Source organism: Mesonia sp. K4-1 (assembly GCF_008017825.1).
In the GTDB taxonomy this organism is placed as follows: Bacteria; Bacteroidota; Bacteroidia; order Flavobacteriales; family Flavobacteriaceae; genus Mesonia.
The window spans coordinates 60,053-81,049 of the sequence record NZ_VRLS01000006.1 but is presented as its reverse complement, the minus strand read 5'-3'; the positions used below and the strand labels follow the sequence as shown (position 1 = coordinate 81,049).

General features: G+C 34.4%; 14 protein-coding genes. 2 read left to right on the top strand and 12 right to left on the bottom strand.

Annotation, left to right across the window (positions count from 1 at the left end):
• Positions 1-54 precede the first annotated feature (54 nt).
• Both FT986_RS00460 and FT986_RS00455 read right to left on the bottom strand, forming a co-directional pair.
• Positions 55-339: a YtxH domain-containing protein gene (locus tag FT986_RS00460; protein ID WP_147863327.1), complete on the bottom strand. Its 285-nt coding sequence runs from the start codon at positions 337-339 to the stop codon at positions 55-57.
• 143 nt (positions 340-482) lie between these two features.
• Positions 483-2,243: a mechanosensitive ion channel family protein gene (locus FT986_RS00455; RefSeq protein WP_147863326.1), complete on the bottom strand. Its 1,761-nt coding sequence runs from the start codon at positions 2,241-2,243 to the stop codon at positions 483-485.
• A 147-nt stretch (positions 2,244-2,390) separates the two neighbouring features.
• Between FT986_RS00455 and FT986_RS00450 the strand changes: the two genes are divergently transcribed.
• Together FT986_RS00450 and FT986_RS00445 are read left to right on the top strand one after the other, a co-directional pair.
• Complete coding sequence (locus tag FT986_RS00450) at positions 2,391-2,912, top strand: hypothetical protein (protein WP_147863325.1); 522 nt, start codon at positions 2,391-2,393, stop codon at positions 2,910-2,912.
• 3 nt (positions 2,913-2,915) lie between these two features.
• Entirely contained in the window at positions 2,916-3,665 is a 750-nt protein-coding gene (locus FT986_RS00445; RefSeq protein ID WP_147863324.1) for a hypothetical protein, read from the top strand.
• 80 nt (positions 3,666-3,745) lie between these two features.
• Here the strand turns inward: FT986_RS00445 and FT986_RS00440 are convergent, their stop codons facing one another.
• From FT986_RS00440 to FT986_RS00395, 10 genes are all read right to left on the bottom strand, one after another.
• The gene (locus FT986_RS00440) at positions 3,746-5,551 is read right to left on the bottom strand and encodes an acyl-CoA dehydrogenase family protein (RefSeq protein ID WP_147863323.1); all 1,806 of its coding nucleotides are present in this window, start codon (positions 5,549-5,551) and stop codon (positions 3,746-3,748) included.
• Between the two features lie 27 nt (positions 5,552-5,578).
• Positions 5,579-6,769, bottom strand: a complete 1,191-nt coding sequence (locus FT986_RS00435; protein ID WP_111541178.1) for an acetyl-CoA C-acyltransferase — start codon at positions 6,767-6,769, stop codon at positions 5,579-5,581.
• 54 nt (positions 6,770-6,823) lie between these two features.
• Positions 6,824-7,189, bottom strand: a complete 366-nt coding sequence (locus FT986_RS00430) for a four helix bundle protein (RefSeq protein ID WP_147863322.1) — start codon at positions 7,187-7,189, stop codon at positions 6,824-6,826.
• 46 nt (positions 7,190-7,235) lie between these two features.
• Positions 7,236-9,641 carry a 3-hydroxyacyl-CoA dehydrogenase/enoyl-CoA hydratase family protein gene (locus tag FT986_RS00425; RefSeq protein ID WP_147863321.1) on the bottom strand — a complete coding sequence of 802 codons (2,406 nt, stop codon included), beginning with the start codon at positions 9,639-9,641 and terminating at the stop codon, positions 7,236-7,238.
• 2 nt (positions 9,642-9,643) lie between these two features.
• Complete coding sequence (locus FT986_RS00420) at positions 9,644-10,096, bottom strand: MarR family winged helix-turn-helix transcriptional regulator (RefSeq protein ID WP_111541181.1); 453 nt, start codon at positions 10,094-10,096, stop codon at positions 9,644-9,646.
• 355 nt (positions 10,097-10,451) lie between these two features.
• Positions 10,452-12,233: a long-chain fatty acid--CoA ligase gene (locus tag FT986_RS00415; protein ID WP_147863320.1), complete on the bottom strand. Its 1,782-nt coding sequence runs from the start codon at positions 12,231-12,233 to the stop codon at positions 10,452-10,454.
• A 153-nt stretch (positions 12,234-12,386) separates the two neighbouring features.
• Entirely contained in the window at positions 12,387-13,826 is a 1,440-nt protein-coding gene (locus tag FT986_RS00410; protein WP_147863319.1) for a glycosyltransferase family 2 protein, read from the bottom strand.
• Between the two features lie 251 nt (positions 13,827-14,077).
• Positions 14,078-17,740: a phosphoribosylformylglycinamidine synthase gene (gene purL / locus FT986_RS00405; protein ID WP_147863318.1), complete on the bottom strand. Its 3,663-nt coding sequence runs from the start codon at positions 17,738-17,740 to the stop codon at positions 14,078-14,080.
• Positions 17,741-17,850: 110 nt separating this feature from the next.
• Positions 17,851-19,731, bottom strand: a complete 1,881-nt coding sequence (locus FT986_RS15825) for an endonuclease (RefSeq protein ID WP_187248542.1) — start codon at positions 19,729-19,731, stop codon at positions 17,851-17,853.
• An 8-nt stretch (positions 19,732-19,739) separates the two neighbouring features.
• Positions 19,740-20,951 carry an RsmB/NOP family class I SAM-dependent RNA methyltransferase gene (locus FT986_RS00395; protein WP_147863317.1) on the bottom strand — a complete coding sequence of 404 codons (1,212 nt, stop codon included), beginning with the start codon at positions 20,949-20,951 and terminating at the stop codon, positions 19,740-19,742.
• Between the last annotated feature and the right edge of the window lie 46 nt (positions 20,952-20,997).

The following is a 20,997-nucleotide window of genomic DNA, read 5'->3' as shown; positions in this document are numbered from 1 at the left end:
ACGCCAATTTTATTAGGCGTTTTCTTTAATTTTATGCTTTGACATTACTTATTTTTAGCTTACAGCTTTGTGTAAATCTGCTTTGGTGTTATAAGCAGCTTCTTCTACTTTGTTATTAGCTGTTGCAGCATTTTTTTTAGCTTTTAAAGATTCAAGCTTGTGCTCTAAAGAGTTTTTTACACTATCTACTTTATTTTTAGCACCGCTGACATAATCATTTGTAGAGTCTGCAATTTCTTTTCTTGTTTCTGAACCTTTTTTAGGTGCAAACAATAATCCTGCAGCTGCACCTGCAACTGCTCCAGATACTAAACCAATAATCAATTTTCCTACTTTCATAATCTTTTTTAGTTTTTAAGTTTATAGCTTTTTTTGTTGTTGTAAAGATATAAACTAGCTTTATTCAAAAACTAAGATGCTAGTTAAGCTATTGATAAACTTTTGTTTAAAAACTTAAAGATTTAACAGTTGGAGATTAATAACTATTTTTCTGCATTTTCGGGAGAGTTTTTAATTACCACTCTAGATTTAGATAGGTGCATACCGTCTTCTAGTTCACTAATAAATTTCACTAATTTTTCTCTAAGTACGCAGTGCAAATCCCAAGTATGGGTAGCATCTTTAGAACTACAAAGCGCTCTTATTTGTATCGCTTTCTCGGTAACGTCTACCACTTGTACAACGGGAGGATGATCTTTATCCCAGCTTTCTTCTTGCTCTAAGAGTTCTTTAAATTTTTTTCTGACTTTCTCTACATCAATTCTATAGTCTGCATATAGCATAATAGGTCTTATTTGGTGTGCGCTTGTCATAGACCAATTTTCGAATGTATTAGATATGATAAACTTAAGCGGAACTATAAGTCGGCGTAAATCCCAAGTTCTTACCACCATGTAGGTAAACCGAATATCTTCTACGTAGCCCCAATCGTCTTCAATAATTATGGTGTCACCAATTCTTGCAGGTCTTGTAATTGCAATTTGTATTCCCGCTATAATATTCCCTAAAGTGCTTTGCGCAGCAATACCCAAAATAACGGTGGCCACTCCGGCGGAAGCCAACAGAGAAATCCCTAATTTTTCTAATGATCTAAACTGTGATAATATAATACTAGCCCCTACAATGATAACCACAAAAGTGACAATTCTCCTAGCTACAGAAATATAAGTGAGCATCATTCTAGCTTCAGAGTTTTCTTCGGGATTGGTATCACCAATTTTATTTTCGGCTACGTGCACCATTAAAAAATCTATCAGTCTCATGATTAACCAAGTAATAGAGCCTATGACGATAATGAGAAGGATAGCGTATAAAGTTGTTGCAAAAGAACCGGTAAAAGATATTAATTCATTTAAGAGAATGTAAAAAATGAGTATCCCAAACGTAATACCTGCTGGTTTAGATAAGCGGTTAGAGATATTATTAACCCATATTTTATCTGATTTTAAAAATAATTTCCTAAACACATATATAAGACACTTACCTAAAAAGTAAGATAATAATATTAAAATAAGAGTGCCTACAGGTTTCCAAATAGGCATACCTAGTATCTCTACCCGAGCCCAATCGGGCATCATTCTATCTAGTTTTCTGGGACCATAAAACTCGTAAAGAGGTTCGATATTCTCTACGGTATTCGCAGAGATGAGCCAAAAGGCTCCATAATTTTTAAATTTTACGCGTTGTAATCTTAAAACAACATCCTTATTGTTTAAATCAATTTCACCAAAAACAATACTTCTTCTAGGCTTACCAGCAACCGCTTGATTAGTAGTAGTGCTTATATCTATTTGACCATCGGGACGATCCGATAAATCACTCCAATTAATTTTTACTCTTTGATTAAGTACAAAATATAATTTTTCAGCTAAAATACCAGCGTCTTTTTTTGAGAGGTTGCTAGGAAATAAATTAAAATTGAGAGCATAAGCGGCTTCTTCATATTTTTCATTTCTAGCATGAGCAATAAAATGTTCTAAAGTAGCTTGGGGAGTTTGCAAATTGTACTCACTTGCAGGTAAACCAATACTTTCATTTAACCTTCCCAAAACATAATAGGCTTCATTATATTCTTCTATAGGGTTAGACCTATAGTTTTCCTTATCGGAATTAATAACGCTTTCCTTTTTGGGGAGGTTTGTTTTTTCGAGATGAGTAGAATCTTCTTCCTGCTGTGCTTGTATATGAATACTAAAGACAACAAAAGTGATTGCTAATAAGGTAGAAATGTAAGAATGCTTCATAGAAATGTAATTTACAAGCTTTTAAAAAAGTAGATTCTTAGGAATTTGTTAAATCTATGTTTTATCATATTAATTTAATGTAAACATTTTAAGAAAGAAGCAACCCTTTTTAAAATGAATCATCTACTCACTAAACCTATCTAATTTATGAAAACTATAAAAATTGTTTTATTTTCTATTATTACCATCTGCTTTTCATCTTGTATTTATTGGAATAATGATGATGACATTCCTGACATTTCTAGTCATGAAAGTCTATATAAACCTATAACTCAATCTAGGTTAATTTTTGAGAATGACATAGAACTTCAAGCTTCTAGGCCTATTAGTGATGCAGGTAAAATCTACGTAAAAGATGAGTATATTTTAATAAATGAAAATGAAGAAGGTTTCCATTTATATGATAATACCAATGCTGAATCTCCAGAACCCATAGCTTATTTGAAAGTAAGAGGCGCAACAGACTTAGCCATTCGAGGAAACACCGTTTATGTTCATCATTTAGTCGATTTAGTAGCTATAGAATATAATTTTTATACGAATTCTATAGAAAATGTAAATAGGTCTCCTAATGTATTTCCACGCTTAAACTCTCCAGATGGATTTTCAGCGGCATATTTTAATGTGCCTGAAAATGAAATCATTGTAGATTATCAACTTAAAAACTAAATCATGAAAAAAATTATATTATTCTGTTTAATTATTATAGTAGCCTCATGTAGCTCAGATAGTAATAGTAGTACCAATAATTCTGCAGATTTTGGAGGAGATGGAGTAGGAGGGAGCTTAGCTAGATTTTCCCTTGCAGGAAATTATTTATATACAGTGGGAGAAGAATCGCTTAGTGTTTTTGAAATTACCAACCCCAATCAGCCTATTTTTAAGGGAAGTACCTATATAGGATTCGATATTGAAACTTTATACGCTTTAGGTGATAAATTATATGTGGGAAGCAGACTAGGAATGTTTATTTATGATATTTCAGCTCCAGAAAATCCTTTGCAATTAGCAGAGGTAAGCCATATTAGAAGTTGTGATCCTGTAGTTTCATCGGGAGACTTTACGTATGTCACTTTGCATACCAATGCAGCTTGTGAGGGAGACATTAATCAATTAGAAATTTATAATACAGAGAATCCTTTGTATCCAGAATTATTAACTACAGTACAAATGAATCAGCCTATAGGATTAGGGCTTTACGGAAATTATTTACTGGTAGCCGATTTAAATGTTGTCAGAATTTTAGATGTATCAGAACCTCAATACCCAAATTTTGTTTCTTCAATTCCCGTTGCCGGATTTGATTTGATCATAAGAGAAAATGAACTTTTTTTAATTGGGGAAGAACAGTTAACGCAATATGAATTAGGAGTATTTAACGATGAGTTCACCTTTACGGAAGTAAGCGAAATCACTTTTTAAGGTTTCACCTGAAATAAAAAAAAGCCACATCTACTTATGTGATGTGGCTTTTCTCAACTAACTTAACCTAACTTAAATTTTTAAAAACAATATTCATTTTCTGAAGTAAGTTTTTCTGCAATCGTATTTCTAAGTGCTACGACATTAGGCATATTTTGATATTTTGTAAAACGCTTAAGTCCCATTAACATCATTCGCTGCTCATCACCTGTAGCGAAAGAAACGATACTTTCTTTTGCTTTTTGAGTTACGATATCTACGGCATTGTATAAGTAAAGTTTACTCATCGCAATTTGTTCTTTTTGAGAATCCTCACCATTTCTTTTTGCATTCTTTTCGGTTCTTAAGATGGTAGATTCTGCCATATAAACCTCAATAAGAATATCAGATGCAGCTAATAATAACTGTTGGTGCTCTTCTAAATCTGGTCCAAATTTTTGAACTGCGCTACCAGCCACCATTAAGAATACTTTCTTTAGATTGGCCACCATCTCTTTTTCTTCAGCAAACAACTCAGAATAATCTGGTTTGTCGAAAGAAGGAATTCCTGTTAACTCATCAGCTACAGCTTGAGCTGGACCTAATAAATCTACGTGACCTTTCATCGCTTTTTTAACGAGCATTCCCACGGCTAGCATTCTGTTAATCTCGTTGGTTCCTTCGTAAATTCTAGAAATACGAGCATCTCTCCAAGCAGACTCCATTGGGGTATCTGCAGAGAATCCCATACCACCATAAACTTGTATTCCTTCATCACTACAGTTTTGAATATCTTCTGAACATGCTACTTTTAATATAGAACATTCTATAGCATATTCCTCTACACCTTTTAATTCCGCTTCAGCGTGAGAGCTTCCTTCCGCTTGACGGATAGCAATACGATCTTCCACATTTTTAGCAGCTCTGTAAGATGCTGACTCCCCTGCATAGGCAGAAGTAGCCATTTCGGCTAACTTATATTTAATCGCACCAAAATTGGCAATAGACGTTTTAAATTGAACACGATCGTTAGCATATTTAACTGCGCTATCGGTTACTCTACGTTGTGCATCTAAACAAGCCGCAGCTAATTTGATTCTACCAACATTTAAGGCGTTCATTGCAATTTTAAAACCGTTACCTCTTTCTGAAAGCATATTTTCTACCGGAACTTTTGTTTCGTTAAAAAATACTTGTCGGGTAGAAGAGGAGTGAATTCCTAACTTCTTTTCTTCCTCTCCAAAAGAAATTCCGTTCTCTTTATCGTTTTCTACAATGAAACCCGTAATATTTTTATCATCTTCAATTCTGGCAAATACAATAAACACGTTAGCGAACCCTGCATTAGAGATCCACATTTTTTGGCCAGAAATACTGTAGTACTTACCATCATCTGAAAGTACTGCTTTTGTTTTACCAGAATTAGCATCACTACCTGCTCCAGGTTCTGTTAAACAATAAGCACCAAACCACTCACCAGTCGCTAATTTAGGAACGTATTTTTTCTTTTGTTCTTCGTTACCATATAATGTAATAGGCATTGTACCTATCCCCGTATGCGCTCCAAAAGCAGTGGCGATAGAACCTGTTGCTCCAGAAATATAATCACATACCAACATAGTAGATACAAACCCCATCCCTAAACCATCGTATTCTTCGGGAACTGCTATACCTAAGAAACCAAGTTCTCCTGCTTTACGCATTACCTTCTCGGTTAGGTCATAATTCTTATTTTCGAATTCCTCTTTTTTTGGCCAAATTTCACGGTCAACAAATTCTTTTACCGAGTCTTTCATCATTTTCTGCTCCTCATTAAAATCTTCTGGAGTGAAAACGTCCTCACATTTGGTTTCCTTTACAAGAAACTGTCCGCCGCGAAGGATATCTTTTTTATTTTCTGTGCTCATTTTTATTTAGTTATTGTGTTATGTTTTTTAATTTAAGAATTCATAAACTCCAGCTGCACCTTGTCCTGTACCTACGCACATGGTAACCATAGCGTGTTTATTTTGAAGATTACGCTTACGCATCTCATCAAAGATTTGAACAGAAAGTTTAGCTCCCGTACAACCCAAGGGATGTCCCATAGAAATGGCTCCTCCGTTAACGTTAAGTCGGTCTGTATTAATTCCTAATTCTCGAATTACAGCTAATGACTGAGAAGCAAATGCTTCATTCAACTCAATAAGCTCCATGTCGTCTAATTTTAATCCAGCTTGTTTTAAAGCTTTTGGAATGGCTTTTACAGGTCCGATCCCCATAATTCTTGGTTCAACACCTACTGCTGTAAAACTTACCAATCTTGCAATAGGTTCTAGCTTGAGTTCTTTTACCATTGCTTCACTCATTACTAGAGTAAAAGCAGCACCATCACTCGTTTGTGAGGAGTTACCGGCTGTTACGCTACCGCCTTCAGCAAATACAGGACGAAGTCTAGCTAATGCTTCTATAGAAGTATCGGCACGGGGTCCTTCATCTTTAGTTACTGTATAAGAACGCGTTTTCTTTTTTCCATCTTCGACATAGGTTTCGTCTATGTTAATGGGTACAATTTGATCTTGAAAACGATCTTCGGCTTGAGCTTTTAAAGATTTTTGATGAGATTGAAAAGCAAATTCATCTTGATCTTCGCGAGAAACTTTATACTTGTTGGCTACAGCTTCTGCCGTTAATCCCATTCCCCAATAATAATCTTCGTTACCCTCTTTCGCTACTTTATAATCAGGTACTGGTTTGTAACCTCCCATGGGGATGTAACTCATACTTTCAACTCCTCCAGCGATAATACATTCGGCTTGACCGCTTTGTATTTTTGCTGAAGCGATGGCGATAGTTTCTAATCCAGAGGCACAGTAACGGTTAACAGTTACACCTGCTACATCTTCAGTCTTTAATCCCATAAGAGAAACAAGACGTCCCATATTTAGACCTTGTTCGGCTTCTGGCATCGCGTTTCCTACAATAACATCATCGATTCTTGTTTTGTCAAAATCTGGTAGCTGCTCCATCATATACTGAATGGTTTCTGCAGCTAATTCATCTGGTCGTTTGAACCTAAAAACTCCTCTAGAGGATTTTCCTACGGCGGTTCTATATGCTTTTACTATATATGCGGTTTTATTCATCGTTTTATTTTTTGACTTAAGATGATAGGACTTATGAGATAAGATTTTCTCCTGTTATGAGTTCTTTATCTTTTCCATAAATCTTGTAATCATCCCTTGAATTAATTGAATTTTATTTTCTAAATGTTTAAATGTATTTTCTGAAATATAATTAATTTCAAATGCGATAATTAATTGTGTTTCCCACTCAAAAGCTGAACCCAAAGCGGTTTCTAAATATTGTAAAAAATGCTTATTAGTACTTTTACTTGTTCCCTCAGCAATATTAGAGGGAATGGAAACTGCAGAACGTTGAATTTGACTTATAAGTGAATATGTTTCTGTTTTAGGGAATTTTTTAGTTATAGAATAAGTTTCTTTGACTAATTCTATAGCTTCCGTCCAGATCATCAATTTTCTAAAGTTATGATTTGCAGCCATAATATTAATTATCTTAAGTCATTTTTTCAATAGTCTACTTTAAACATTAATTTCTAAGCGGTTTCCCTTTTTTCAACATATGTTGTAATCTCTCTAAGGTTTTTCTTTCTCCCGTTAGCGATAAGAAAGCTTCCCGTTCTAGATCTAATAAATATTGCTCACTTACTTTTGTTGCAGCAGATAAATCTCCTCCTGCCATTACATAAGCCAATTTATTAGCGATTTTTTTATCGTGTTCACTAATATATTTTCCAGCATACATTTGGTCTGTACCTACATAAAAAGCTCCGAGTGCTTGCTTTCCTAATACTTTGATATCAGTACGGTGGATTGGTTTGGTATACCCATTTTCAGCCATTAGTAAAGCGTGTTTTTTAGCCATAGCTAATTGCCTTTCCTTATTAACTACGATTATATCTTTTCCTTTTTGAAGAATATTCGTGTCAAAAGCTTCGTATGCTGAGGTGGATACTTTAGCCATTCCAATAGTTAAGAAATGTTCTCTAAGTCTATTAAGTTCTACATCATCTTTTTGAAAAGTATCAGCAGCTCGAACAGTCATTTCTTTAGAACCACCACCACCAGGAATCACACCAACACCAAATTCTACTAGGCCAATATAAGTTTCGGCATGGGCTACAACTTTATCCGCGTGAAGCGAAAGTTCACAGCCACCTCCTAAAGTCATATTGTGAGGAGCCGCTACGGTTGGTATCGAGGAATAGCGCATACGCATCATCGTATCCTGGAAGTATTTAATCGCCATATTGAGCTCATCATATTCTTGCTCTACAGCCATCATAAAAATCATCCCAATATTGGCACCTACAGAGAAATTTTGTCCGTCGTTGGCAACCACTAAACCTTGATAATCTTTTTCGGCTATATCGATGGCTTTGTTAATTCCGTCAAGAACATCGCCTCCAATTGAATTCATTTTACTGCGGAATTCTACGTTTAAGATTCCGTCTCCTAAATCTTCTACAACAACACCACTGTTTTTGAAAACCTCTTTAGATTCTCTAATATTATCTAGAATGATAAAAGCATCTTGTCCAGGGACTTTTACTTGTTCTTTTTGAGGAATATCGTAATAGTAAGTGTTACCCTCCTTTACGGAATAAAAAGACTTGCTACCAGTTTCTAGCATTTCATTTACCCAGGCTGCAGGTTCGTAGCCTTGCTCTTTCATCATTTCGATTCCTTTCTCTACGCCAATTGCATCCCAAATCTGAAAAGGACCGTGTTCCCATCCAAAACCAGCTTTCATAGCATCATCTATTTTGTAAAGCTCATCTGATATTTCTGGAATACGATTAGATACATAAGCAAAAAGAGCAGAAAAGTTCTTACGGTAGAATTCTCCTGCTTTATCTTTTCCTTTAATAAGAACTTCAAAACGATCGCTTACATTATCAATTGTTTTAGTGAGTTCTAACGTAGCGAATGATGCACTTTTTCTTTCTCTATATTCTAAAGTGTTTAGATCTAGAGATTTTATTTCGCTAGAACCATCTTTCTTTTTTTCTTTTTTATAGAAACCCTGTCCCGATTTGCTTCCGAGCCATTTGTTCTCCATCATCGTATCTATGAAACCAGGCAACTTAAAGAGATCGTGCTGCTCATCATCGGGTACATTTTCATAAAGACCATTGGCGACGTGAACTAGCGTATCTAAACCAACCACATCAACCGTACGGAAAGTGGCTGATTTTTGTCTACCAATTACTGGTCCTGTAAGTTTATCAACTTCTTCAATAGTCATATCCATATCTTTTACCATATGGAAAAGGCTCATAATACTAAAAATACCAACTCTATTTCCAATAAATGCGGGGGTGTCTTTCGCTACTACAGATTTTTTTCCTAGGAATTTTTTTCCGTAGTCATTTAAGAATTCCAATACATCAGGAGAAGTATTAGGTCCAGGTATGATCTCAAATAATCTTAAGTATCTTGGCGGATTAAAAAAGTGAGTTCCGCAAAAGTGTTTTTGAAAATCTTCACTTCTACCTTCATTCATAAATTTAATTGGGATACCAGAAGTGTTCGAAGTGATTAAGGTTCCAGGTTTACGATGCTTTTCTAAGTTATCAAAAACCTGTTTTTTAATATCTAATCTTTCTACAACAACCTCTATAATCCAATCGACTTCAGAAACTTTATGAATGTCATCTTCTAAGTTACCTGTAGTAATTCTATTTGCGAATTTTTGATGATATATTGGAGAAGGCTTTGATTTTAAAGAAGCTTGTAGGGCTTCGTTTACAATCCTGTTTCTTACCGTCTTATCTTCTAGGCTTAAACCTTTTTTCTTTTCTTTATCATTTAATTCTCTAGGTACAATGTCTAGTAACAGGACTTCTACACCAATATTGGCGAAATGACAAGCGATACCGCTTCCCATAATTCCTGATCCTATGACAGCTACTTTATTAATGTTTCTTTTCATAATTATTTTACAGGAGTTTCTGATTTATAAATTTTTTTGTTGTTGATTAATTCCATGATTGTATTGGCTACGCGATTAAAAGTTTTAAGATCTTCTTGCGGAATAACTTCATTCACAGCTTCATCAAAAGTGAGAACTACTTCTTTAGAAAAAGCTCTCATTTCTCGTCCAAATTCAGTCAACTGGATGATAACACTTCTCCCATCTTCTGGGTTTCGTTGTCTAGTAATTAAGCCTTTATCTTCCATAGTCCTTAAGGTTCTAGACAAACTTGTTGCTTCCATTCCCATTTTTGGACCCAAAGAAGTAGAAGGAGTACCTTCATCTGGATCTATATTCAGTAAGGCAAATCCTGTAGCCATAGTGCTACCTTTTCTGCTTGCTTCTTCATTATACATTTTAGCAACTGCAATCCAAGTAGCTCTTAGTACATAATCTATTGTTTTTTCTTTCATATATTATACTTGTCATTCAAATATAATGAATTTTATTATGCACGCATAATGTTATCGTGTTAAATTTTATAGGGAAGTGTAGAAAAAGAAAAGTTTTAACAGAAAATAGGTTTATAATGAATATAAATATAGGAATAAATAAACAATAAAACGTTTTTTGTAATTTATATTAAAAGAATAGACTTCTGAAAATATGAATATACTGTGCAATTATAGAGTAGAAGAAAAGTAATGCTTAGCTTTGTATTTAAATAAGAAAAAAGAAGAAAAATTGGAGGCCTAAATGTGATGAGCAATTTTAAGTAAAAAAAGCTCTAGAGTTTATCTAGAGCTTTTTATTGAAGTTTTAAATTACCTATGATTGAACCTCATAAATTTTATTGTATAGGTCTAAATATTTCTCCTTAATTACCTTTCTCTTCATTTTCATAGTAGGAGTAAGGTGGTTATCATCTACAGACCACACATCGGGAGTTAATTCGAATTTTTTAACTCTTTCCCATTTTCCAAATCGTTCATTGTAGAAATCTACTTCTCTTTGAATTCTATTAATAACCTCATTAGAGTTACATAATTCTTCTGTAGATGAACCAATATCTATGTTTTTTCTGCTAGCCCAATCTTCAATAAATTCAAAATTTGGTTGAATTAAAGCTGCAGGCATTTTTTGACCTTCACCAATCACCATAATTTGTTCGATAAAACGAGATTGTTTCATCGTGTTCTCAATCATTTGTGGAGCTACATATTTTCCACCAGATGTTTTAAACATTTCTTTTTTACGATCGGTAATTTTTAGGAAACCTTCGTTGTCAACTTCGCCAATATCACCTGTATGAAAATAATTATTTTTTAAGACTTCATCAGTTTTTTCTTGATCTTTGTAATAACCAATCATCACCTGAGGTCCCTTGATTAGAATTTCTCCATCTTCCGCAATTTTAACTTCAGTTTCTGGAAGAGGTTTACCAACAGTCCCTACTTTAAACCCTTTATGACGCATATCATTAACCGCTATAACAGGCGATGTTTCTGTAAGACCGTAACCTTCCATTACACCGATTCCAGCTGCATTAAATACACGTGCTAGTCGAGGTTGAAGCGCAGCACTACCAGAGGCAATTACTCCTAAATTTCCGCCAAGGGCTTCTTGCCATTTGCTGAAAATTAATTTACGTGCCACTTTGAGCTTAGTTTCATACCACCAACCATTTTGTCCGTAGGGTTCCCATTCTAATCCTAATTCTACCGCCCAGTAAAATAATTTCTTTTTAATCCCTTCTAAAGCGGTCCCTTTAGCAATAATCTTATCATATACTTTTTCTAAGAGTCTAGGAACTGCAGACATGACATCAGGTTTAACCTCTTTTAAATTTTCACTGATTTTATCTATAGATTCAGCAAAATAGATGCTTACTCCGGTGTATTGATACATATAAAGTAACATGCGTTCATAAATATGACACACGGGTAGAAAGCTAATAGCAACACTTTCTTTTTCCTCTAGCGGAAGTCTAGTGGCACTATTTACAGCGTTACTCACTATATTTTTGTGAGATAACATCACTCCTTTAGGTTTTCCTGTAGTACCAGAAGTATAAATGATGGTAGCTAAATCATCTTCAGAAATTTGAGATTTAATATCTTCTACTTCTTTTTGATTACTGTCATCTTCTCCTAATTCAAGTAACTCTTTCCAGCTTTTGGCCCCCTCAATATCATCAAAACTATAGACCTCCTTTAATGAAGGGACTTGATTTTTAATTCTATTTACTTTCTCTAAAACTTCTTTATCTGAAACAAAACAGTATATAGATTCACTATGATTTAGAACATAGGCGTACTCTTCTTCAGAAATAGTAGGGTAAATAGGAACATCTTGTGCACCTGTTTGCAAAATACCAATATCCATAATATTCCACTCTGTGCGATTGCTGGTAGAAATGATGGCTATATTATCTTTCTTATTAACGCCTAAACGTAATAAAGCTCTACTAATTTTATTGGCTTTGTTGATATATTCTTCCGTAGAAGTGGCAATCCATTCGTTTCCGTACTTGGTTACCAGTGATTTTTGTAGTTTGAAATTCTCTAATTGATAGTATGGAAAGTCAAAAAGGCGTTTTACTTCTGTCATAAGAAAAAGGAGTTATTATTATGCAAAATATAAAAATAACTCCTCTTTTTCTATTAAATTTTTATAAAAACTATTTATTTATAAGATAAATATTTGTCGCACAGTTAAATATTAATAAAATATATAACTCAATTTATAAATAAAACCTCCTTTTTAAGCCTTTGGGGTAACGAAAGTAGCTTTTGTTTTAGGTAATTCTCTTGTTAACCATCCACTTCTACTTGCAGTTGCGATAGCATAAGGAGTTATCCAAAATAAAGTAAATGTGTAAAATAAACTATAAGGATATGCCCAAAAAGATTCAATTACCGTGTGCTTCTTAGCATAAAATAAAGCTTGAAAACTTGAAAACACAAGTATACTGACTAAAGCTGAGGTAATAAATAATAAGGGATAAGTAACAATAAAGAACAACATTAATAACACCATTGGGTAAGACAATAAAATCTTAGACCACTGGTTTAATAATAATATTCTGGTTCCTGTCTTAGGTCCTTTTCTAAAATCTCCAAAAGCAAATCTACTCATCGCAATATTCTCTCTTACATTACTTCTTTCCCAACGGATAAACATTTTGTATAGGTTTTTGTATCGCTCAGGAATATTAGTATATACGAAAGCATTTCTTTGAAACAATACTTTATAACCTTGTTTTAAAATCATATTGGTCATCGCTCTGTCTTCGCCAATATCTGAAGGTTGACCGTTAAAGGTTTGATTGATCCATTCTGGTAAACAGTTTAAAACAGCATCTTTACGATATGCAGCAAGAGCACCAGGTGTACATAAAACCGATCCTAATACACTTTGTGCAGATCTAACAAATTCAAAACTAAAAGCAAAACTAACATTCAGCATTTTTGGAATAAGAGCTTTTTTATTGTTTAGGACTCTTACATTTCCAGCCACAGCTCCACATTCTTCATTATTCACAAACGGACTAGCCATATTTCTCAAAGTGTCTTTTTTTACGATAGAATCACTGTCCACAGTAATAAACACATCTCCTGTAGCTAAATGAAATCCGCGGTAAAGAGCGTGTCTTTTTCCTTTATTTTCAGGTTGTTGATAGATAGCTAAACGATCGCCTAATTGCTCTTTGGCTTTTTTCATCCATTCCCATGTATCATCTTTACTACCATCATCGATAGAAATTAATTGAATTTTTTCTTCAGGGTAATTGCTTTCAGCTAAACTAATAAGTGTTTTCCATACCAGTTTACCCTCATTATAGGCAGGTACGATAATGGTACAATTTGGTAATTCTTCATCTGAAACAGATTCAACTACTTTATATTTAAAATATAAAACAATTAGATATACTAAAAAACCAATATGCGTTGCTAACAAAGCAATACCACCTATTCTCAAAGCTTTACCCCAAGCATTGTTCATTCTTTCTAAATGAATCGCTTCGAAATATGGGTAAAATAAAAAAGTAACCACTACAGCGCTAACTAATAGCAGAAACGTTCCTGCAAGAATTAATAACTTGGTTGAATTTGACTTATCATTATCTGGTAATGATTTATTTTGAGAGTTTAAAAAATCGTGAGATTCAATTGCTGAGTATTTTCTTGCTGTATTGCTCATATTCGTTTTTTTGGTTTACTTCTCATAAGCCAATATTGATGCCACGAGCTTAAACCTTGATAAACAATACTATTCTAAAGGATCGGTTTTATAATGTGTAGAAATTTTCTACAATTGTGTAGAATCTAATCTCATAAAAACCACATAAATTCTAATATTTAGGTTAAAAAAAAACACTTCTAGAATTGACTAAAACAAAAAAGCTTGAAGTTGAAAAACTTCAAGCTTTTCTAAAAAATATAAATTTTACCTTATTTGTTTTCTAGCCACTTGCGTGCATTTACAAAGGCTTCTAACCAAGGTGTAACTTCATCATTACGATCTTTAGGGTAGTTAGCCCAATTCCATGTAAAAGTAGAACGCTCTAAGTGCGGCATCATCACTAAATGTCTTCCCGTATCGTCTGTTAACATAGCGGTATTAAAATCTGAGCCATTTGGGTTGGCAGGATAATTCTCGTAGCCATATTTACCCACAATATTATACTTTTCTTCTCCATAAGGGAAGCTAAACTTTCCTTCACCGTGAGCTGCCCAAATTCCTAGTTTACTTCCGGAAAGATCAGATAACATAATAGATTTATTCTCTTTAATTTCTACCGATGTAAAATTACATTCAAATTTATGAGAATCATTGTGAAGCATTTTAGGCTTTTCGGTATGATCTGGGTTAATTAAGCCTAATTCTATAAATAATTGACAACCGTTACATACTCCTAATGAAAGCGTATCTTCTCTATCAAAGAATTTTTTGAGAGCGATATTAGCCTTTTCATTATATAAAAATGCACCAGCCCAACCTTTAGCACTTCCTAAAACATCTGAATTTGAGAAACCACCTACAGCCGCAATAAATTGAATGTCTTCTAGATTTTCCCGACCTGTAATTAAATCGGTCATATGAACATCTTTTACGTCAAAGCCAGCAAGGTGCATAGCACGAGCCATTTCACGCTCAGAGTTAGATCCTTTCTCTCTAATAATTGCCGCTTTTATTTTCGGTTTACCCGAATCAATTACAGGTAGTTTCCCTGTAAAATCTTTAGGGAATTGATAAGAAAGAGGTTGTTTTTTATAATTATCAAAACGCTCTTTTGCCTTAGTTTCTCCGCTTTGTTTCTGGTCTAATAAATAAGAAGTTTCAAACCAAGCATCACGATAAGTGGCAATATCAAACTCAAACTTATCGGTTTGGTTGGTGATTTCTAAGCTTCCTTTAGTAGTTACTTCTCCTACCTTGAAAAATGAAACGTTAAGCTCTTCTAATATTGCTTCCGCGGAAGCGTCTTTAGTCTGAAATACAATTCCGCTATTTTCATTAAATAATACTTTAGCAGAGTCTTTTTCATTTAAAGCGCTTAAATCTATAGTAGCACCTAGATCTACATCAGCAAAGCACATTTCTAACAAAGTAGTGATCAATCCTCCTGAAGCAACATCGTGTCCAGCTAAAATATGATCTTCTTTAATTAATTTTTGTATTGCATTAAAGGTCTTGGCAAATTGCTCATCATCTTTAATCATAGGAACTTCAGTCCCCACTTTATTTAAAATTTGAGCAAAAGAAGAACCTCCTAATTTAAAATTATCTTGAGATAAGTTGATGTAATAAATGTCACCGCCATTTTTTTGTAAGACTGGTTCTACTACTTTGGTGATTTGATTACAATTCGCTGCTGCGGAAATAATCACTGTACCCGGAGAAATTACCTCTTTATCTGGATATTTTTGCTTCATCGATAAAGAATCTTTCCCTGTAGGGATGTTAATTCCTAAATTTATAGCAAAATCTGAGACTCCTTTAACAGCTTCATATAAGCGCGCGTCTTCACCTTCATTATTACAAGGCCACATCCAGTTGGCAGAAAGTGATACTGATTTTAATCCTTTTTCTAATGGTGCCCAAACTAAATTAGTCAATGACTCAGCTATTGAGTTTTTAGCTCCCGCAACCGGATCTACCAATCCAGAAATAGGGGAGTGTCCAATAGAAGTAGCCACCCCTTGATTTCCATTATAATCTAAGGCCATTACACCTACATTGTTTAAAGGTAATTGTAGAGGTCCTACATTTTGTTGTTTGGCAACCCTTCCTGAGACACAACGGTCCACTTTATTGGTTAGCCAATCTTTACAAGCAACAGCTTCTAATTGTAATACTTGTTTTACGTAATCGTAAATTTTATCTGTCTTATATTCTAAAGCAGAATAATTTTGTTGAACGGTTTTGTCGTTCATAATGGTTTGAGGCGAACTACCAAACATATCGGCTAGAGCCAAATCCATAGGTTTTTGTTTAGAAGTGCTTCCTTCAAACGTAAATCTATTATCATTCGTAACTTCACCTACTTGATACATAGGAGAACGTTCTCTATCTGCTACTCTTTTTAGGGTAGCAATTTGATCTTTCCCAATCACTAATCCCATACGTTCTTGAGATTCATTCCCAATAATTTCTTTAGCAGAAAGCGTAGGATCACCTACAGGTAATTGGTCTAGATCTATTTTTCCTCCTGTTTCTTCTACCAATTCACTTAGACAATTTAAGTGACCTCCAGCGCCATGATCGTGAATAGAAACAATAGGGTTTTCATCTGCTTCTACCATTCCGCGAATTGCATTGGCGGCACGTTTTTGCATTTCTGGGTTAGAACGTTGTATAGCGTTAAGCTCTATACCACTGCTAAATTCTCCTGTATCTGCAGAAGAAACTGCAGCTCCTCCCATTCCAATTCTATAATTTTCACCTCCAAGAATAACAATTTGATCCTCTTTCTTAGGAACATCTTTTAAAGCTTGGTCTTTTTTTCCGTAGCCAATTCCGCCTGCGAGCATAATCACTTTATCAAAACCTAAGTCGCGATCATTCTCGGTATGTTCGAAGGTAAGAACAGATCCCGTAATAAGAGGCTGACCGAATTTATTTCCAAAATCTGAAGCTCCATTAGAAGCTTTAATAAGGATATCCATAGGAGTTTGATATAGCCATTTGCGTTCTTGCATTCCTTTCTCCCAAGGTCTGTCTTCATTAAGACGACTGTAAGAAGTCATATAAACAGCAGTTCCTGCTAATGGTAAAGAACCTTTACCACCTGCAAGACGGTCTCTAATTTCTCCCCCGCTTCCAGTTGCAGCTCCGTTAAATGGTTCTACAGTAGTAGGGAAGTTGTGTGTTTCTGCTTTAATAGAAATCACAGAATCGTAATCTTTATTTTGGTAATAATCTGGCTTGTCGGCCGATTTTGGAGCAAATTGCTCTACTCTAGGTCCGTTGATGAAAGCTACATTATCTTTATAAGCCGAAACAATTTCGTTAGGATGTTTTTCTGAAGTTTTTCTAATAAGTTTAAAAAGTGATGAGGGTTTTTCTTCCCCGTCAATCACAAATTTTCCATTAAAAATCTTATGCCGGCAATGTTCTGAATTAACCTGAGAAAATCCGAAAACTTCTGAGTCGGTTAGCTTTCTTCCTAATTTTTCTGATAGTTCTTCAAGGTATTTTACCTCTTCTTCATTTAACGCTAAACCTTCTTGTTGGTTGTAAGCACTAATATCATCAATACTTTTAATTTCTTCGGGTTGTATATGAATATCAAAAATATCTTGATGTAGTTCGTGATATTTTTGAGAAAGCATAGGATCAAAATCAGTAAAGTCTTTTTCTACTTCATGAAATTCTTCAATACGTAGAATGCCTTCGATTCCCATATTTTGAGTGATCTCTACCGCATTTGTACTCCAAGGAGTAATCATCGCTGCACGAGGACCTATAAAATCTCCTTTTAAAGATTCTTTATTGATTTGTTGAGCGTCACCAAAAAGCCAATTGAGTTTTTGTATGGCGTCCTCTTGTAATTTTTGTTGTGTTTGTACGGTATAAACCGTTTTTGAAGAGTTTCCGAAGAAAAGAATCATAATCGGGTGGTTTGTGTTGTGTTGAGCTGCAAATTTACTTTTTTCTTTCAATTATTACTATAAAAAAAAGCGGCAATTAAAGCCGCTTTTTTTTGTAGTCTATTTAGAAATTAATGATTGATCACTAATTTTTTTGTAGCTGTTTTTCCTTCCGCAGTAAGCTTTAATAAGTATAAGCCATTGCTAATGCTACTCACATTAATATTAGAAGTAGAAACTTGTTGAGCTTGCTGAATCAATCTTCCGTTAAGGTCATAGATTTCATAAGAAAAATCAACATTATTATTCATTTGAACATTTAGGTTATTTCCTTTAACTGGGTTAGGATAAAAACTAAAATCTAATTCTTTTGTGTTAACCCTCAAATTGTCTTCTCCAGTAATTTCGAAACTATCTACTGTCCATCGAGTAGCATCATCACCATTAGAAGTATCATATTTAAAGGCTATATAAGCAGAACCAGAAATAGAGCTAATATTAATATTAGAATAAATGTTTTCTTCAATTGTACTAGATCCATCAGAATGTAAAGCGATATTTACATTAGGAACAGGTTGCCACGTAAAATTAGAAGGAGTTGCACTTCCGTCATAATCAGTTGAATATAAAAGTTGAAGCTCTGAGTCTCCATATGCAGCTGCAGTAAAGAATCTCAATTTTTCGTCTTGATACAAATCAAAATCTATAGCGGTGTAGGTGATAAGCCAATCTGTGCTCGGAACTTGCCCTTGAGAATAACCATTCATTTGAAAACTTGCTGTATTATTTTCTCCGTATTGAGTTGAACACTCCCAATCTAAATCACTTAATTCTGAAATAGCATTAAACTGAGTAGAGTTACACCCTTCAAAATCTTCACTAAAAATAATGGTTGGAGCATCTAGTGTTGTAATATTCACCATATTGCTTAACGCTGATATGTTTCCGTAAGCATCTAATGCTTTTACAGCGAAAGAGTAATTGGTTTGTGGTGATAATCCTGTAATAGTAGTTTGTAGGGTAGTTACGTTTTTAACCACTACGCCGTCTTGTTCTACTTCGTAAGAAACCACACCTACATCATCTGTAGCAGCATTCCAGTTTAAATCTACAGAAGAAAAAGTGGTATTGGTTGCAGCTAAATTTGTTGGTGCAGTTGGAGCTTGAGTGTCTGGATTAGGATCCCAAACTACAGCAACCCAAGATGGATTGTCAATATATGGATTTCTGTTTCCTTGAAAATTATATGCAGCATTGTTACGGTCTAGCTCTTTTTGAGAAACAGGATCGTTATTGTGCCACTGGATAAGCATTTCTAGCATCCAGTCTTCAAATACTTGATCTGAACTTCCATCTAATGTATTTTGACTTCCATCGTTTACAGACTCCCATCCACCAATTTGATTTTGGTATCTTGTAGCCATGTAAAAATAAACTCTAGCAACATCACCTTTAAACTCATCTATAGGTTCAAAAACAGTCCCGTTATAAGCATTTGGATGAGAATATACATTACTTCCTTTTTTAGATCCGTTGTTAGACGTATAAGAAGCACTATTTACTTCACCAAAAGGAAGGTGTCCTCTTTGTCCGTTTACATAACCATCTGTAGGGTACACGTGGTGAATATCAGATTTCATAGGAGAAGCAGAGTTAAACCAGCTTTGAGGCATTAAATGCTCACGGTTATAACAAGATCCTTCTCCAGAATAACTACCACATTGATCAGATCCTAGAGTAAAATTGTAAGAGTCTGCTCCTGATGGGTTTTCAGAGTAAATATCTAAAATAGTACCATCATTTTCATAATAATTATCTCTATCTGAAGTGCTGTATCCCGTCCATAAATCACCATAACTTTGAGAGTTGTGACCACTGGTAATGATGTCTCTTAATTCTGACTTTAAAGTGTAACCACTTAAACCTTGCGCACTATTATAATAACCAGCAGGGACTTGTGCGAAAGTAAATAGAGTTGCAAGTAGACAACCTAATAAAGTAATTTTTTTCATTTCTTATTTTAATTTTTAATTAATCGTGCCATATAAAAACCATCGTAGCCAGATTCGTGGCTTAAGATTATTTTTTCATCTTCAAGTGAAAATTCTTGTCCAGCTTCTGAAGCTAAAAAGTTTTTTACTTGATTTTGATTCTCTGATGGTAGAATAGAACAAGTGGCGTATACCATTTTACCACCTTTCTTTAAAATTTTAGAATATTGATTTAAAATTTCTTGCTGCGTATGTCTAATCTTATCTAAAAATTCTGGTTGAAGCTTCCATTTAGCATCTGGATTTCTACTTAAAACCCCTAATCCGCTACATGGAGCATCGATAAGAACTCTGTCGGCAGAGTTATATAATTTTTTAATCACTTTCGTGCTGTCTATCTCCCGTGTTTCAATATTGTGAGCTCCAGCACGTTTAGCTCTTCGTTTTAGTTCTTTTAGTTTATTTCCGTAAATATCTAAAGCAATAATTGCTCCTTTATTTTCCATTAAGGAAGCTAAATGCAAAGATTTTCCTCCAGCACCAGCACAAGTATCTACCACTCGCATTCCTGGTTCTACTTTTAAAAATGGTGCTACTAATTGAGAAGATGCATCTTGTACTTCAAATAATCCATCTTTAAATGTAGTGGTTGAAAATACATTTGCACGCTCATCTAATTGAATCGCAGAAGGATATTTTTTTAAGGAATGAGTTTCAACAGTTTCAGAAAATAAGCTATCTATTAATTTTTTAGGTGTTGTTTTTAAAGTGTTAGCTCTTAAAACTACAGGAGCAGTATGATTTAAAGCAGCAATCTCTTTGGTCCATTTTTGTTCACCTAATTCTTGAACTCCGAGCTCATCCATCCAATCTGGAATAGATTCTCTGTATTTTCTTATTTTAGAAAGTTCATCAAATCTTCCTTTAATTCTTCGAGTAGGAGTTTCTTCTAATTGTTTCCAATCTGGAAGCTGAATTCCTTTAAGTGTAGCCCAAACAGCAAAGAGTCTAAACAAGTTAGCTCTAGAAAAAGGTTCTTTTACTTCGGCTATTTCAGCATAAAGTCTTTTCCAGCGTACAATGTCGTAGACTGTTTCAGCAATAAAACCACGATCTCTAGCACCCCAGCGTTTATCTCTTTTTAAAGCTTTTGATATTTCTTTATCGGCATATTTTCCTTCATTAAATATATAGTTTAATGTATCAACTACCGCAAAGACAAGATTTCTGTGTAAACGCATGTATAAAAAATTTAGCGCGCAAAGTTAGTGAATTTTATGGGGGATT